This window comes from Glaciecola sp. MF2-115, from assembly GCF_047250385.1.
Classification (GTDB): domain Bacteria; phylum Pseudomonadota; class Gammaproteobacteria; order Enterobacterales; family Alteromonadaceae; genus Glaciecola.
Map to the genome: position 1 here is coordinate 14,012 of NZ_JBLBVM010000054.1, position 15,349 is coordinate 29,360.

A 15,349-nucleotide genomic window follows, 5' to 3' on the forward strand; every position below is an offset into this window, starting at 1 on the left:
TTCAGCTATTCTTAGTACGAATTGTTCGAAAGTGCTTCGAATTGACAGTAAACTTATAAAAAGTAGCGATTTCTGGTAACGTTGCCGATAAACTCAACATACCTATGTATTCAAATTTATTCTAGGTCTAAGGGTCGTATCATTCTATGATAATGGCATAATTAGGAAAAAGATTTTATATGATTGAAAGTACGGCGCATCAACCAGCCATAGATAACCTGCGGGAGCAACTTGACGCGCATCCAACATTAATGGATGCATACGCACAAGTTGAACCTATCATTTTGCAGATCTTTGGCGCGCAACGTATGAGTTTGTTTCAGCGTAGACGACAACATCAAGATCTTGTTGCACGTTTCAAGACGGGTAAAGAAACTAAACAGATTAAAGTTCCTATTAGTCCACTATCTATTGCAGGCTACGTTGCCCTCGCTCAACGCCCTCTTGTAATTGATGATCCATATAATGTAGAGCAATTAGCATCAGTACACCCGAGACTTCGTTTCGCTGGTCAGTTCGATAAATCAGGCACATTTAAAACCCGAAACATTTTGTGTGTACCAGTGATAAACGCTGACGTGTTAATGGGCGTCATGCAAATAATCAATAAAATAGATGAACCATTTAGCGAGAAAGATGTTGAAATAGCGGTAAAAGTAGCTGAAATTCTTGGTGATAAATTTCGCTATGAATTAGGTGGAACAAAGCATCAGTTTGAATATTTAATTCATCGCGGTCTTACTTCGCAAAATACAATTGATGAACTTTCAGAAAATGAAGCTACGACGAAGCAGGTCATTCAGCGCCTCATTTCAGAGCACCGCATTCCCGAGAGCGAAATCGGCAATGCTATTTCTGTTCATTATCAAGTACCCTTTATCGGTTATATCCCAGATAAGTATCATCTGTACCAAAGCGATAGTCGTCTTAATTTATCTTATTTAAAACGAAATCATGTCGCAGTAATCTCTGACGCGAATGACAGCCCAATTGTATTAATGGCTGAACCCAATAACGCGACACTCTTGATGGAAATTGAAAGTGCTCTTGGTATCGATAGTTATGAAATAGCGGTTGGTCTGCCAACTCATATATTACAATATTTAGGCGAAAACGTTGGTGGCTCAGGCCCGGGCGAACTCGATGAAATACTAGATGAAATTGGTACAAGCGGTGAAGAAGACGAGGAACTTGGCGATGACTTAGCTGACGATGCCCCCGCAGTTGTTCGTCTAGTAAGTCGCGTATTGCATGACGCGAAACGATTAAATGCATCAGATATTCATGTAGATCCAGAAAAAGGCGCTCCAACACGTGTAAGAATGCGGGTTGATGGTGTTATTAGAGATATCAATCAGGTACCTGCTTCGCATCATAACGCGGTAATCGCACGTATCAAAATTATGGCGAGCCTGAATATCGCCGAAAAGCGCGTACCTCAAGATGGTAAGTTGACGTTCAAGATGTCAGGACAACCCGTTGAAGTTCGTGTTGCAACTATCCCTACGGTTGCTGGTGAAGGCGTTGTAATGCGTATTTTGGCCACTGGTGGTGCAATGCCGATTGGCAAGATGAACTTATCGCCACGCAACATGGGCATGCTAGAGGTAATGATCAAAAATCCTCACGGTATTCTGCTTGTTGTAGGACCTACAGGTTCTGGTAAAACAACCACGCTACATGCGGTATTAGGCTATTTAAATACGCCAGATAAAAAGATCTGGACAGCAGAAGACCCAGTGGAAATCACACAACCCGGTTTACAACAAGTTCAAGTAGTACCCAAAATTGGCTTTACCTTTGCTAATGCCTTAAGAGCATTCTTACGTGCCGATCCAGATATCATACTTATTGGTGAGATGCGTGATAAAGAAACCGCTCACGCTGGCATTGAGGCATCCCTAACGGGTCACTTGGTTTTATCTACTCTGCATACAAACTCAGCGCCAGAAACAATCACTCGTTTGCTCGATTTAGGCTTAGACCCAGTTAACTTTGCTGATGCCTGTGTTGGAATATTAGCGCAGCGTTTGATTAGAACTATATGTCCAAATTGTAAGGAAACTTACAAAGCAAGCGACGATGACAAAGCCTTCATTAAACGTCAATACGGTGAAAGCTATTTAGACGAGTTAGAAGTTAACTTTGATGAAGATGTTGATCTAATGCGTGGCACTGGTTGCGACACTTGCGGCGGTACAGGATATAAAGGCAGAACGGGTGTTCATGAATTACTTGGCATGACAAGTGATTTAAGAGGCATGGTTTATAAAGAAGCATCCGTCCCAGAAATGAAAGAGCAGGCTGCGAAAGATGGCATGAGGACACTTACTCAAGACGCAATACTCAAAGTTTTGAAAGGTGATACCGATATTGCTCAAGTACAAATTCTAAGTGGCGGTGGTCACTAAGGCTATATTCTTAGGGGCTGGCAAATGATTCTTTCTTCAGCCCCTAGACTTTACTATTTGCCTGTATAGTTTTAAAGCGCTTACATGTATACTTCGCGAAAATTCCAACCTTTCACTCACTAAGTAGTAAAGATGAGCTTAATAATTTCCCTAATTCGTAACTTACTTGGCGGCATAATCGCGTTTGTTGATCTAATTACTCGTGGCACTAAGTTAAAAAGATCAAAAGAAGCACAAGCAAAGGTGGCGAATGACTCGCAAGAACTAACCTTGTATCAATTTTTTGCTTGTCCATTTTGCATAAAGACTCGTCGTGCCATATACAAACTGAACCTTCCCATTCTGAAGCGCAGTGTATCTAAAGGTTCGCCTTATCGTGAAGAATTGTTGCAGGGCGGTGGTAGGATTCAAGCTCCTTGTTTACGCATAGAGACTGGCGACGAAGTAAAATGGCTTTATGAGTCTTCTGAGATTATAAATTACCTGCAGAACCGTTTTAAGTGATTTAACAATAAATGTTGTAGCAATGAGCGCTGTAGCAATTAGCGTTAAAGCACTGAGCCTATCCTTATGTTTAGACCAAATTTTTAGGGCTAGTTTTTAGGCCAGCACCTTAAGCACAATGCGCAACTAATCTAGAGGGGGCAAACCCATACTCGGCTTTAAAGCAGGTACTGAAATACGAAGCCGAGTTAAAACCAACTTCAAAGGATGCTTCGTTAATTGTGTAGCCCTTATTTAGCATCTGCTTCGCCTTTTCAAGACGATACTTTTTCAAATGTTCTTTGAAATTATGTGAGTAATATTCGTTTAGTCGTCTATTTAGGGTTCTTAAACACACATTCATATGGTCAGCTGCCACTTCACGCGTGAACTTATCATTTGCAAAATTTTCATCCATCATTTCGTTGAAGCGCTCAATAAAGCTTTTATCCTTATCGCTATCATAGGTGCTAGGTTCAGGCACATCGAGTTGTTGGCTATGATATTCCGATAGTTTTTCATTAACTTTCTCTGAAACTCGTTGTTGTTGCTCAAGCAGACCCGACATCGTTAACTGCAATTCACTTTGCATAATCGGCTTTTCAACAATGCTATTAGCGCCAACTTTTAACGCAGACAACCTAAAACTTTGTGCTGCAATACCACTGCAAATGATAATTGGGATAGTTTCGGTATCTGGATTTTCGCGGATAATTTTTATAAGTTCGAGAGGATCTATATCTGGCAACAACTGATCGATAAGAATAATGTGCGGCTGCACGTTGTTGATCAGCTGCATTGACTCCAATGGCATTTTACAGGCAAAGCACTGGTAGCTGCTTTGCAGTGCCCTGTGCAACATCATTTGACTAGCATCATTTTGATCGATGATTAACACTTTTGGCTTGTCAATTTTTAGAGGCTCACCTAACGTCTCGACGAGATCGTTAAGCAAAGCCTTACTAGACCTACCTTCGATTTCGACTGCACCCATGGAGTGACTTTTGGGTAAAGAGTCGGTATTTCTTGGTAACGATACATAAATGATAGTAGCGTAGTTAAGCGCACTAACCAGTTTAACCTTGCCATCAAACTGCGCTACTAAACGAAGCAGGCTAGCTAGGTTTAAATCCCCTTCGTTATCTTGGGCTCTCTTGGCATAATGATAACGGGGGTTTGTGCGCGCAGCGAGATCAATTTTTTGTAATTCGTCTCTACCAAGACCCTGCCCAAAAGCAGTCACACTGAAGTTAAAATTTCCCAAAAGCTCATCGCAACTCACTGTTATCTTAGTATTAGGATTTGCTACTTTTGAGGCTTGTAGCACAACTCCTCTGAGTATTTTATCCAGTGCGCCTTTGGGTATGCACAAGTTACTGTGACTTTGTTGAATTAGTGACAGGCTTTGTTGCTTAGCTTTCAAAATAGAATTTAATATCAACTCGTTATCAGCAAATACAGTTTTTGAGCACACTTCAACATTAAGGTCCGCTCTTTGCTGATTTCTTAGAGTGAAGTATGCTAGCCGCTCTGCAAGTTCTGAAACCTTTTGCCAGTTTTGTTTCTTGGAAGTTCGGCGGTCCTTATCTTCGTTTGACTGAAGTAGCGAGCAGTTTTGCTGTTCGAATTCTTGCGCAATAATAGTCTGAATCGTTTTACCAATGTTGGTGACACTTATTTGTTGAAAATTAAGCGATTCTAGAATTTCCTTTTTTTGTGCACTGAGTGTGGCGAAATCTTCTTCTAAGCCTCTATGCTTTGATTTGAGCTTACGGTTGAAATGATAGAAGATAAAAATACAGGCTAGCAGACTAAACGCTAATACAAGGGCTCCGATAAGAGAAATTAAAGAGTAAAAATACTCATTCGATTGACTAATTTGTTCCAATAACACGATACTTCCCTGCACTAAAGATAATCTTCTTCCTGAAGGCATATTGCTTATTTCTAAAACTATAAACAACTGATCAAAGGTAGTGAATATAGCCAAGCGATTTCGAAAATTGTGAGCTGGATTGTGTGTTCCTTATGTTTACGTTTTTTCACAACTGCTTTATGAAAACAGTTTTTTACGACTAAACAGAGGCTTATCTTTTGGCAATAAACGACAAACAATCATTATAGCCTTCAGCGTCTGATTGAAATTTATACAACCATGCTTGCATCTCAGCATTGTGTGCAGCTTGAATGTCATAGATATAGTCGCCCAAGTAAGCAATCCTCTTCGGTTCAATTTGCCAGCTTTGTGCGATGGTCAATAATGCCGTTGGATCGGGTTTTGCGGGAGCATCTTCACGAGTGATGACATTTTCAATACCAATCTTATTATTATTAATTTTAATCTCTGTTGCTTGCCGGCAGTTTCTTGTCACAATTGCGAGTGGAAGTGAGCATTGCTTTGCACTTTCTACAAAGGCTTGCGCTCCGGGTAACCATGTGGAAGTTTGGGCATCGTGTAACTCGTGTTCTAGCACGATCCTATTTGCTTCTTTTCGTTGATTCGAGCAGCTTAGATTATCAATGAAAGTAAGAATATCCCCATCCGCAGGACACCCAATATAGTTCTTAATCGCCGCAAAATCCAAACAGGTCCGAACGAGTGTATCGTCTAAATCAAATATAATGCCTTCTACCTTCCCAAAATTGAACTTGATAACACCTACTCCTTCGTTTTAACCATAAGTGAGCCCTCAGCGGGTAAAGAGCCCTCAGCGAGTAAAGAGCCCTCAGCGAGTAAAGAACCCTCAGCGGGTAAAGAACCCTCAGCGTGTAAAGAGCCCTCAGCGTACAAAGAGCCCTCAGCGAATTTACCCGTATACGCATTAACTACTTCTTAGACCAAATAAAACAAAGAAAGAATATAACTGAGAAGTACGAAGAACAATAACTAATCTGCGTTCAAGATATATATTTCGGTGGCACAAGAGCTGAATGCACACTGATACTAAATAGCCTCCAGGTGCTAGCATGCTCAATAAACTGTTTATTTATACAGTCATTAATGTATAGTATACGACGTAAGTTAATTTTCTGAAATTCATGGAGGCCAATATGGCAGTTATCACCCAGTATGTGGTTCAGCATAAAGGAGTTGAGAAATTGGTAACGACCGACAAAAAAGAGGCAGATAAGTACGATAAAATGCTTGAGGTTGCCGATAATCTGAGCGCTTATTTAGCTGCAAAAGGCGTTGAACTTGATGAAGCTTTGTCTGAAGAGTTAGGTATATTACTATCTAAGAATAAAGATTCTGTGATGAAGATAATGAAAGGTGCTGAAGTAGACGGCATTCTCGAAGTTGAAACTGCAGAAGTAGTTGAATTGTCTTCCGCTAAAAAGTAAATATGGTCGGAGCACAGCAGATCCTAACTAAGTTACTAAGACTAATAGACCCACATCATTAAAAAGAGTAGTGAGCGCTGCCTTTAAAAGGTAAGATAAGCACTGGTCTAATGAGTTGGGTGCGCAGTCTTAATTATGAAAATCCATGTCTTGAAAGGGTTTATTCAGAACATATTCTTAGTTGAATACCCAGATAAGTGCATGCTGCTCGACGGTTGCTCCAAAGCTGACTTTGCTACCTTACAATCTTTCTTCTCCGACAAACTCAAGCGACCGCTTAGCGATTTAAAAGTAGTCATCGTGACTCATATGCATCCAGATCACGCTGGGTGCGCACATCTTTTACGCAAAGTAACAGGCTGTAAAATAGTAAGTTGCCGCAAAGAGAAGCAATGGTATCAAGGTCTAGCCGGTAAAATCGCACATCTCACAGATATTTCTCTTGCTCTATGGGTGGCTGGCAAGATGCAACGCCCAAAGCAAAACATTTGGTACAACCCTCACCTTCACCCCGATATCGAGTTAAACGATAAACAGCTTGTACCAGGTTTTGAGGATTGGCAGGTATTCGAAACACCAGGTCACACCGACCGTGATCTCTCAATAATGCATATCCCTTCACGCCGAATATACGTTGCCGACCTTATCGTGAAAGTGAAAAAGGAACTGTGTCCTCCTTTTCCAGTTTATTTGCCTGAGCTATACAGAGCATCTTTAATGAAGCTTGAAAGTTTAAAGCCTCACTCTGTTTTAATGGCACATGTGGGGGAATTAGTGTTGACTGGAGATGACTATAGCAACTTACTAAGTAAAGCCCCGACACAGCCGGAAACTAACAAGTTGGCCATGATCAAACTTATCAAAGCCAAGTTATTGAGAAGAAATGCGGGGCTTCGCAACAAAGGTTAGAGCCCCGATGAAACTTAAGCCGTGCCACCAACCGTTAATTCGTCTACTTTTAGAGTAGGTTGACCAACACCAACTGGAATCGATTGGCCGTCTTTACCACACACACCAATGCCCATATCCAAAGACAAATCATTGCCTATCATCGATATTTTCTGCATCACTTCTGGGCCATTACCTATAAGTGTGGCTCCTTTTATTGGTGTAGTTACTTTGCCGTTTTCAATCAGATACGCTTCAGAAGTAGAGAACACAAACTTACCGGAAGTGATATCAACTTGTCCGCCGCCAAAGTTCGGCGCGTACACACCCTTTTCAACTGAAGATATAATATCTTCAGGACTATGTTGCCCTTCAAGCATATAAGTATTCGTCATACGAGGCATAGGCAAATGAGCGTAACTTTCTCTACGGCCGTTACCAGTCGGCTTAACTCCCATTAGAGAAGCGTTGTGTTTATCTTGCATGTAGGCTTTCAAAATACCGTCTTCGATGAGGACATTTCGTTGACTCGGTATCCCTTCATCATCAACAGATAAAGAGCCCCTGCGATCAGACATTGTCCCGTCATCGATAACCGTGACACCCTTAGCAGCAACCTGCTCGCCGATACGACCACTAAAAGTAGACGCTCCTTTACGATTGAAGTCACCCTCCAAGCCATGTCCTACCGCTTCATGTAACAATACGCCAGGCCAGCCACTGCCAAGCACTACCGGCATCAATCCTGCGGGAGCAGGCACAGCTGCGAGATTCACCTCTGCCATATGAATGGCTTGGTCGGCAAGAGTTTCATATAAGGGCTTATTATCTTCACCCGCTGTTTGGAAATAATCGTAGGTTCTGCGTCCACCGGCACCAGCACTGCCGCGCTCGCGCTTGCCATCTTTTTCAAGTAATACGGAACAATTCAGACGGATCAACGGGCGAATATCGCTTGCAAATGTGCCGTCGGTTGCAGCAACGAGTACCTCTTCATAAACGCCACTTAAACTGACCACCACCTGACTAGCAGAAGGCGCTGTTTTTCGAATGTAGCGGTCAATGGTTTGTAATAAGCTAATTTTATCGCTGTCTTGCATCGTTAAAATTGGGTTCTGCTCGGTGTACAAAGATTTCAGCGCTGCAGTTGAAAAGGCATCCACTTTTTGAATACCACCGCTAGGTGCAATTCCTCTTGCGGCTTTGCATGCATCTTCCAGAGCTCGACTTGAAATTTCATCAGAATAAGCGAAGCCCGTTTTCTCACCAGATATCACTCGAACACCGACACCGCGTTCTATATTGTAACTACCGTCTTTAATAATCCCATCTTCTAACACCCAACTCTCATGTTGACTTGATTGAAAGTATAAATCTGCAAAGTTTGCTTGATGCGAAAATACATCTTCCAAAAGCGACGAGAGCCTATTTTTATCAATCCCTGAGGCAGTTAGAAGATTGTGTTCGACAGATTGGCTCAAATTATTTTCCTATTTTTCTTGTGTTGCTGAATGGGCATTTCATTGCGAATTTTAGCCAATAAAGCATAGTCATATTTAGCGGCAACCCAACCTTCATTTACAGGTAAGTTTGCAAGTAATTCTCCCCATGGTGAATAGATACAACTATTCCCATAAGTTTCACGTCCATTCTCATGCACGCCTGTTTGATCAGATGCTACTACATAACACTGATTTTCGATACTTCTCGCTTGCAATAAAGCGTGCCAATGTGCTTCTCCAGTGCGTCGGGTAAAAGCACTCGGAACAACAAGCACATCAAGTTGTGGCATTTCTTGAATGAGTTCTGGAAAACGCAGGTCGTAGCAAATAATTTGACCTACTTTCCCCCAAGGGCTATCGAAGGTAACGACGTGCTCACCGGGGATTGTTGTGGTTGATTCTTTATAGCTGCCAGTGCTGTCGTCAACGCTAACATCAAATAAATGAATTTTGTCATAGCGACTCACTCGCTCGCCCAGATTGTTATAAACTAAACTTGCCGCATAGAACTTCTCTGGCATTGCAGAATCTTTTGTTTCAACATCCGGTTTAATAGGTATGGAGCCAGCCACTATCCACTTATTATAGCGCTTAGCTAAATCAGATAAACGCGTCTGTATCGGCCCGTTATCGAGCGTTTCAGCAATATCAAACTGAGCTTTGTCACGAGCACCAAAACATGCAAAACATTCCGGCAACACAAGCAATTGTTGTTTATTCGGAAGCTGCTTTATTTGCTCTTCAAGCAAGTCAAAATTGTCTGCCACGCTTGGGCTAGATGTAATTTGAATAGCGACGAAATCAGTCATTATTAACTGCCCTTTTTAACTGCCATCGTTGACTTCCATCATCAAGGTATCTTCAGGAGTCGGAGGAATAAATTCATCGTTTGGGATAGGAAGCTCATCTCTTCTCGCAGGCAAAGCCACTTCAGTACTTTCACGCCCGGTTTCCACTAAGATGGGCTCATTGATACTGCCCGTAATGCTGTAATTAACATTAGAAATGACTTTTGCTGACGTTAACACTTGGTCTAAAGCCAAGGCTGCAAGCGCTGTTGGCGGGTTTACCATAAAGTAAACAAGCACTGGTAAATTGCCAGTTACGTTTGGCGTGAAACTAACGTTGTAATTAAGCTCTTTTGTCACTAAATCGGTATAGCCGTAGATCTCCATTTCGCCGGCACCACCATCAATTTTGGTGTCGCGAGTATCGGCCTTACCCTCCGTGATTTGTAAGCTGCCCTGCATTTCGTCATAAAAGAAACCCTGAGCGAATACATCTCTAAAATCCAGACTTAGTTTACGCACAAGTGAGTCTAAACTTAGCAAGGTAAATATGCGTGAACCTTTGTCACTCAACTCGGTAATATAACCATCACTCAACTCCCATTGCATTTCGCCATCTAAATAATCAAATGAGAAATCAAGTGGCGAAGCCTTCCATGTAAAAGCAAAGTCCATTTGAGCTTCACTATCTTTTATACCCGAATCGAACTGAAAATCTTTAAGGAAGCCACCGAAATCACCACTCTTTAAATCGCCATTGATGAAAGTGTAATGATCACCGTTACGCTTGTACCACTGGCCATTGGCTCGTATGCTACCATTTGGACCGTTTATTTGAATATCTTCTAGACGTAAACCGTCGTCATTTGGAAAACTTTCAAACTTAACTTCACCTAAACGATTCCCAAATATTTGGCAGTCTCTACAGTTAACTCGAATACGCGGTAATGATTGCGGCTCAATCTCAGGCCTTAATTGTTCTTCTTGCTCCACCCAGTTATCGAAGCGCACAAAGTCAGCATTTATCTCAATACCTTCCTCAGTCCAGCGATCATGAAAGGTAATTTGGGCCTTCGCTTCATCAGACATGACATCAAGGATCCAATCTTTATTCACCGTTTTTACTGTCGCATCAACATCGGTCAATGCTTGCCCTGCAAGAATTAGATTGTCGGTTTCGATGAATATACGTTGCGGAGCCTCGAAAAGGGGCTTTTTGTCTGCGTTTGCTTCATCGATTCCTCCGGCTAACAGCGCTGAAATACTTTGATACCAAGTCGCTAAGTGTATTTGTGGTAAATTCGCACTAATACTGAAGCCGACACCTCTGCCTACAAAGTCAGTTTCACCAATGGCCAAGTGGGCGCGGCTAAACTGCAACTCTTTGTGAGGTAAGATACCATCGAAGTTTACCATGTCACCTAATGCAAGCTTGATATTGGAAGCTTGCTTATTGCCACTAGCGATAAGTTTAATGGTTTTCTTGTCACCCTCTTTTTTGTCGAAGGGCACTGGCAATATCGAATTAACTTTATCTAACTTGGAAAATACCGTTGCCATATAGGTAAAATCGTCCTTACCTATTGCAACATTGATGGATGAATTCCAAGCGGCTCGGCCATTAACATACTCACCTAATTCGCTGCTAACCTGCGGCACGAGTGGAGAAAGCTCCCAATCTCCTTCGACGCTGACATCAAAGCGATATTCGTCATTAATAGACGCACCCTTGAAATCTGCTATGAGGGGCTGTTCGAGCAAGTCGGCCTTAAGCTTAGAGAAAACTACTTTATCGTTGTCAAAGCTTACCTGACCATTTACTTTATCCAGTTCTAATAACAGCTTAGGAATTCTTACGAAATTGTCCTTCAAGGTCACGATGCCACTCGCTGAGGTTTTCGCAGGTTCGTCTAGCGGTATGTGTAAGGATAATTGCGTGCTTAAATCGTGACTAACGAGTATGTCATTGCTTAAAGTCTTGCCAAGTCCTTCGCTTAAGCTACTGTTTAAAAGTAACTGTGAAAGCGCTGCACCTGATCCCGTTGCATTCGCTTCAATAATTAGGTCGGCACCTCTAACAAGCATGGGAATAAAGCCCCTTAGCTTATCTATTTTAATGCCATTAATAGTTGCCTTTGAACTTTGCATAGTCAGCGCTAAGTTCTCAAAACCGATATTTAGATCGAGACCTTCAATACTTGTCCAGTCCTTACTAAACGAAAAGTCGGCATCCTCGATATCAATACTCGCCTGAAACACGCCTTCATTCTGGTCGAAAGGGAATTGGCTAAATTGACCGTACCAAAGGACCTGAGCCGATGATATTTTGCCTCTCTCAATAAAGGCATTATTCACATATTTACTTACGCCATCACCAAGGTAGGGTTCGAGTGGAAGAAACTTTCGAATAGAAGAAACCTCAAACTCTCCAATATCTGCAGCAAGCGACAAAAACGCTTGATTTACATGATATTCAAATTGCGGTGTAATCTGAGTTTCTGGCAACTCGATAACGCCCGACGTAGACCTCACAATCCAATCGTCATCGCTTTGATAAAACTGAATCGGCATATCGATATTATCTATACTTAAGCTCTCGGGAAATATATTGTCCGCGATGAAATCGACATCGCTGCCCTCTACTCTTATCGCTCCCACATTTTTATGCCAATACAGATCGGCATTTAAACCTTTAACACCCGGGATACCTTCACTCTTATTCCACTCGATTTCATTGAGTTTAAAGTGTGCTGCGAAACCTGTGAGTCTTGACTGAATGGCTAATTCTGACACGGTACTTTCGGGAGAAAGCATGTTTAATTGCTTGAGTAAATCACCGCTGAACAAACCTACTATAGGAAGAAGCGGTTTGATGGAGAAGTCATCTGCTGATTGTACTTGTAACTCGCCTTGCTGAGAGAGTGAGCCTCTCCAATTCGTAATTAAGGTTTTGTCATAAACTGACAACGTTAGCTCATTCACGTTAAACAACCAGCCGTCATCGGAAGGCTGCGCAACAAAAACACCTGACTCGATGCCACTGGTTAAATCAACGACCTCTTGCTTCCAAATAAAACGCGTTGGTTTGATATTGCCGTAAACCTTGGTAATGCTTTTGCGATTAATATCAGCCCAAAACTCAAAATTAGCTCGGCCCTCTAGTAGTTCACTCTCTAAGGCCGAGAACTCATTTATCCAAGGCGATACATCCAGTTCATCTGCTTTCGCATAAATAGTGCCGTCGAAGTCATCAGCGCGCCCTCTCAAATCGATCACAAACACCGCTGAATTGCTTGCCAACTCCGAAACGCTAATTAGACCAGAGCCTTGGTGGCGATCGCCTTTGTTTAGCCATGATAAATTCGCAATATCGAAGGACTGCCGGTTGTTTGCACCACTGATAGTCACTTCACTATTGACCAAAGAGAAACTCTGAAGCTGCTCCAAAAACAAACCTTCTAAAGCATCTAATATTGGATAGTCATTGTTTGAGCTTTGAATGCGTTGCAAATCAACATCGAGTAGCAAGCCATCGAGACTAAAGTTTTTTGAGGAAATTTGCTGGGTAAGTAATGAATCCCAAAAGTCGATTTCAACATAAATATTGCTAATATTGAGTTCTATGGGTGATCTATCGCTTTGCTCTAAAGTGACTCCCTCAAGCACAAGCGCTGGCCCAACCCCCTGCCAAGACGCAGAAATTGATTCTATTTTGAGGTCGACGCCATATTCAATACTGGCGTACTCTTCAAAGAACTCTTTCTTGTCATTCAGTAAAGGTAAAGAGTAGCGTAACAGGCTCATTAATAGCGCGAAAACCACTAATGTGATCGCGACTAAAGTCCATAATTTTCGGACAATATAAGTTGCTACGACTGACAGTTTGTTCACATCATTACCACATCAAATTTGTCTTGATGATACAACAACTCCGTTTGTATTTTGATTTGCTTGGACACGAACACTTCCAATTCGGCCAACATATGAGATTCTTCACCTAGCAGGGCATCGGCAACGACCGAAGACGCGTAAACGACGAATTTGTCAGCATCGTATGCTCGATTAACTCGTACAATTTCGCGCATAATTTCAAAGCAAATGGTTTCTACCGTTTTGATACTGCCTCGCCCCTTACAAGCTGGGCATTCTCCGCACAAAACATGTTCCAAGCTTTCTCGAGTGCGTTTTCGCGTCATCTCAATCAGGCCTAAAGCGGTGAAACCATGAATATTCGACTTTGCTCTGTCTTTACTCATTGCCACTTCTAGACTATGTAAGACACGTCTTTTGTGATCTTGTTCCGTCATATCGATAAAATCGATGAGGATCATGCCGCCTAAGTTGCGCAAGCGCAATTGTCTGGCAATCGCCAAGGTTGCTTCAATATTGGTGTTGAAGATAGTTTCTTCTAAATTACGATGGCCAACAAATGCCCCAGTATTGATGTCTATGGTGGTCATCGCTTCTGTTTGATCGATTATTAGATAACCGCCGGATTTTAAATCGACGCGTCGTTCAAGAACTCGCTGCGCTTCATTCTCAACATCATATAAATCGAAGATGGGCCTTTCGCCCTTGTAATATTCCAGCTTGCTACTGAGTTCCGGCACATAGTCTTTGGTGAATTGCTGAAGTTCTGTGTAAGATAATTTAGAGTCGATACGAATTCTGTCTAACTCGGTGCCCACAAAGTCTCGCAACACGCGTCTTGCTAGCGGCAGGTCTTCATATAGCACATGTGACTTCTTCACTTTCAGGCGTGATTGAATTTTTGACCATAAGCGGCGCAGGAAGTCAGCGTCTTGATGCAATTCAGTTTCAGAAACACCTTCGGCAGCGGTACGCAAAATAAAACCACCATTCTCATCACATAAAGATTCGACCAATTGCTTGAGTCGCTCACGTTCAGTTTCATCTTCAATACGCTGGGAAATTCCTACATGTGTGACGTTGGGCATGAATACCAAGTAACGAGAAGGTAAAGTGATGTCTGTGGTGAGGCGTGCACCTTTAGTGCCCAATGGGTCTTTCACAACTTGAACAACGATATCTTGACCGTCTCTAACTAGTTCACGAATGTCTTTCTTTTCAATTGCAGTTTCAGAAACTTCATCAGCAATTTCATCATGCACCGCTATGTCGGATGCATGCAGGAAAGCAGCTTTATCCAAACCAATATCGACGAAAGCGGCTTGCATACCTGGCAGGACTCTACTGACCTTGCCGCGATAAATGTTGCCTACTAAGCCTTTTTTAGTGTGTCGTTCGATATGAATTTCTTGCAGAATACCATTCTCGATCAAAGCGACCCGAGATTCTGATGGCGTGACATTAATTAACAGCTCTGCGCTCATTCATGTATTCCCATTTCTGCTAACATTGTATTGGTTTCGACCAAAGGTAATCCAACAACATTGCTATAACTGCCGTTGATCCGTTTAACAAACTTACCGCCAATGCCCTGAATAGCGTAACTTCCGGCTTTATCTTGAGGCTCACCCGTTTGCCAATAGGCTTGTATTTGCTGGTTGCTTAACGAAGTAAATTCAACTTCTGTCTTTACTAATGACGAAATTTGTTTTGATGCACTAATTATAGCAACGCCTGTCATCACAACATGGCGTTGGCCTGATAATTTATTTAGTATTTTAATACTATCATTTTGGCTTGTTGGTTTGCCAAAGATTTCATTCCCAAAGGTAACGATAGTATCAGCTCCAATAACTATCGCATCGGGGTTTTTAGCCCATATAAGCTGTGCTTTTGAAACAGCTAAACGTTTAACAAGCACTTCGGGGAGTTCATTAGGAAGAGGCGTTTCGTCTATATCAGCAGTTTGAATATCGAATTTACTGATGAGTTGCGATAGGAGTTCATGGCGACGGCTGGAGGCTGAGGCCAAGATGACTTTGCTGAAGTCATTTGTAGAAACCAT

General features: G+C 42.1%; 11 protein-coding genes. 4 read left to right on the plus strand and 7 right to left on the minus strand.

The window, feature by feature from the left end; all coding sequences use genetic code 11:
- Nucleotides 1-179: 179 nt before the first annotated feature.
- Nucleotides 180-2,411 (plus strand): GspE/PulE family protein, encoded by a 2,232-nt coding sequence (locus ACKLNX_RS12045; RefSeq protein ID WP_412972528.1) that lies wholly within the window; start codon nt 180-182, stop codon nt 2,409-2,411.
- Nucleotides 2,412-2,543: 132 nt separating this feature from the next.
- Entirely contained in the window at nt 2,544-2,915 is a 372-nt protein-coding gene (locus ACKLNX_RS12050; RefSeq protein WP_412972529.1) for a glutathione S-transferase N-terminal domain-containing protein, read from the plus strand.
- 109 nt (nt 2,916-3,024) lie between these two features.
- Here ACKLNX_RS12050 and ACKLNX_RS12055 read toward each other — a convergent pair whose 3' ends face one another.
- Together ACKLNX_RS12055 and ACKLNX_RS12060 are read right to left on the minus strand one after the other, a co-directional pair.
- Entirely contained in the window at nt 3,025-4,788 is a 1,764-nt protein-coding gene (locus ACKLNX_RS12055; protein ID WP_412972530.1) for a helix-turn-helix domain-containing protein, read from the minus strand.
- A gap of 193 nt (nt 4,789-4,981) precedes the next feature.
- Nucleotides 4,982-5,548 carry an HAD family hydrolase gene (locus ACKLNX_RS12060; protein ID WP_412972701.1) on the minus strand — a complete coding sequence of 189 codons (567 nt, stop codon included), beginning with the start codon at nt 5,546-5,548 and terminating at the stop codon, nt 4,982-4,984.
- A gap of 397 nt (nt 5,549-5,945) precedes the next feature.
- Here ACKLNX_RS12060 and ACKLNX_RS12065 point away from each other — a divergent pair, with 397 nt between their 5' ends.
- Nucleotides 5,946-6,236 carry a YebG family protein gene (locus ACKLNX_RS12065; RefSeq protein ID WP_411692580.1) on the plus strand — a complete coding sequence of 97 codons (291 nt, stop codon included), beginning with the start codon at nt 5,946-5,948 and terminating at the stop codon, nt 6,234-6,236.
- Between the two features lie 135 nt (nt 6,237-6,371).
- On the plus strand, nt 6,372-7,145 hold the full coding sequence (locus tag ACKLNX_RS12070; protein ID WP_412972531.1) for an MBL fold metallo-hydrolase: 774 nt from the start codon (nt 6,372-6,374) through the stop codon (nt 7,143-7,145).
- 14 nt (nt 7,146-7,159) lie between these two features.
- Here the strand turns inward: ACKLNX_RS12070 and tldD are convergent, their stop codons facing one another.
- Genes tldD through ACKLNX_RS12095 form a run of 5 tightly spaced genes read right to left on the minus strand, consistent with a single transcriptional unit; the run spans nt 7,160 to nt 15,349 of the window.
- Nucleotides 7,160-8,605 (minus strand): metalloprotease TldD, encoded by a 1,446-nt coding sequence (tldD, locus tag ACKLNX_RS12075; protein ID WP_412972532.1) that lies wholly within the window; start codon nt 8,603-8,605, stop codon nt 7,160-7,162.
- Nucleotides 8,602-9,435, minus strand: a complete 834-nt coding sequence (locus ACKLNX_RS12080; protein WP_412972533.1) for a carbon-nitrogen hydrolase family protein — start codon at nt 9,433-9,435, stop codon at nt 8,602-8,604. The genes tldD and ACKLNX_RS12080 overlap by 4 nt, the downstream gene beginning before the upstream one ends.
- 15 nt (nt 9,436-9,450) lie before the next feature.
- A complete protein-coding gene (locus ACKLNX_RS12085; RefSeq protein ID WP_412972534.1) occupies nt 9,451-13,305 on the minus strand; it encodes a YhdP family protein in 3,855 nt (1,284 codons plus the stop codon).
- Entirely contained in the window at nt 13,302-14,768 is a 1,467-nt protein-coding gene (gene rng, locus ACKLNX_RS12090; protein ID WP_411692575.1) for a ribonuclease G, read from the minus strand. The genes ACKLNX_RS12085 and rng overlap by 4 nt, the downstream gene beginning before the upstream one ends.
- On the minus strand, nt 14,765-15,349 hold the full coding sequence (locus ACKLNX_RS12095; protein WP_411692574.1) for a Maf family protein: 585 nt from the start codon (nt 15,347-15,349) through the stop codon (nt 14,765-14,767). The genes rng and ACKLNX_RS12095 overlap by 4 nt, the downstream gene beginning before the upstream one ends.

Coding starts and splice junctions, on each gene's coding strand:
- ACKLNX_RS12045 (WP_412972528.1), top strand. CDS start 180: ATGATTGAAAGTACGGCGCATCAACCAGCCATAGATAACCTGCGGGAG.
- ACKLNX_RS12050 (WP_412972529.1), top strand. CDS start 2,544: ATGAGCTTAATAATTTCCCTAATTCGTAACTTACTTGGCGGCATAATC.
- ACKLNX_RS12065 (WP_411692580.1), top strand. CDS start 5,946: ATGGCAGTTATCACCCAGTATGTGGTTCAGCATAAAGGAGTTGAGAAA.
- ACKLNX_RS12070 (WP_412972531.1), top strand. CDS start 6,372: ATGAAAATCCATGTCTTGAAAGGGTTTATTCAGAACATATTCTTAGTT.
- ACKLNX_RS12080 (WP_412972533.1), bottom strand. CDS start 9,435: ATGACTGATTTCGTCGCTATTCAAATTACATCTAGCCCAAGCGTGGCA.
- rng (WP_411692575.1), bottom strand. CDS start 14,768: ATGAGCGCAGAGCTGTTAATTAATGTCACGCCATCAGAATCTCGGGTC.
- ACKLNX_RS12095 (WP_411692574.1), bottom strand. CDS start 15,349: ATGGTTTCTACAAATGACTTCAGCAAAGTCATCTTGGCCTCAGCCTCC.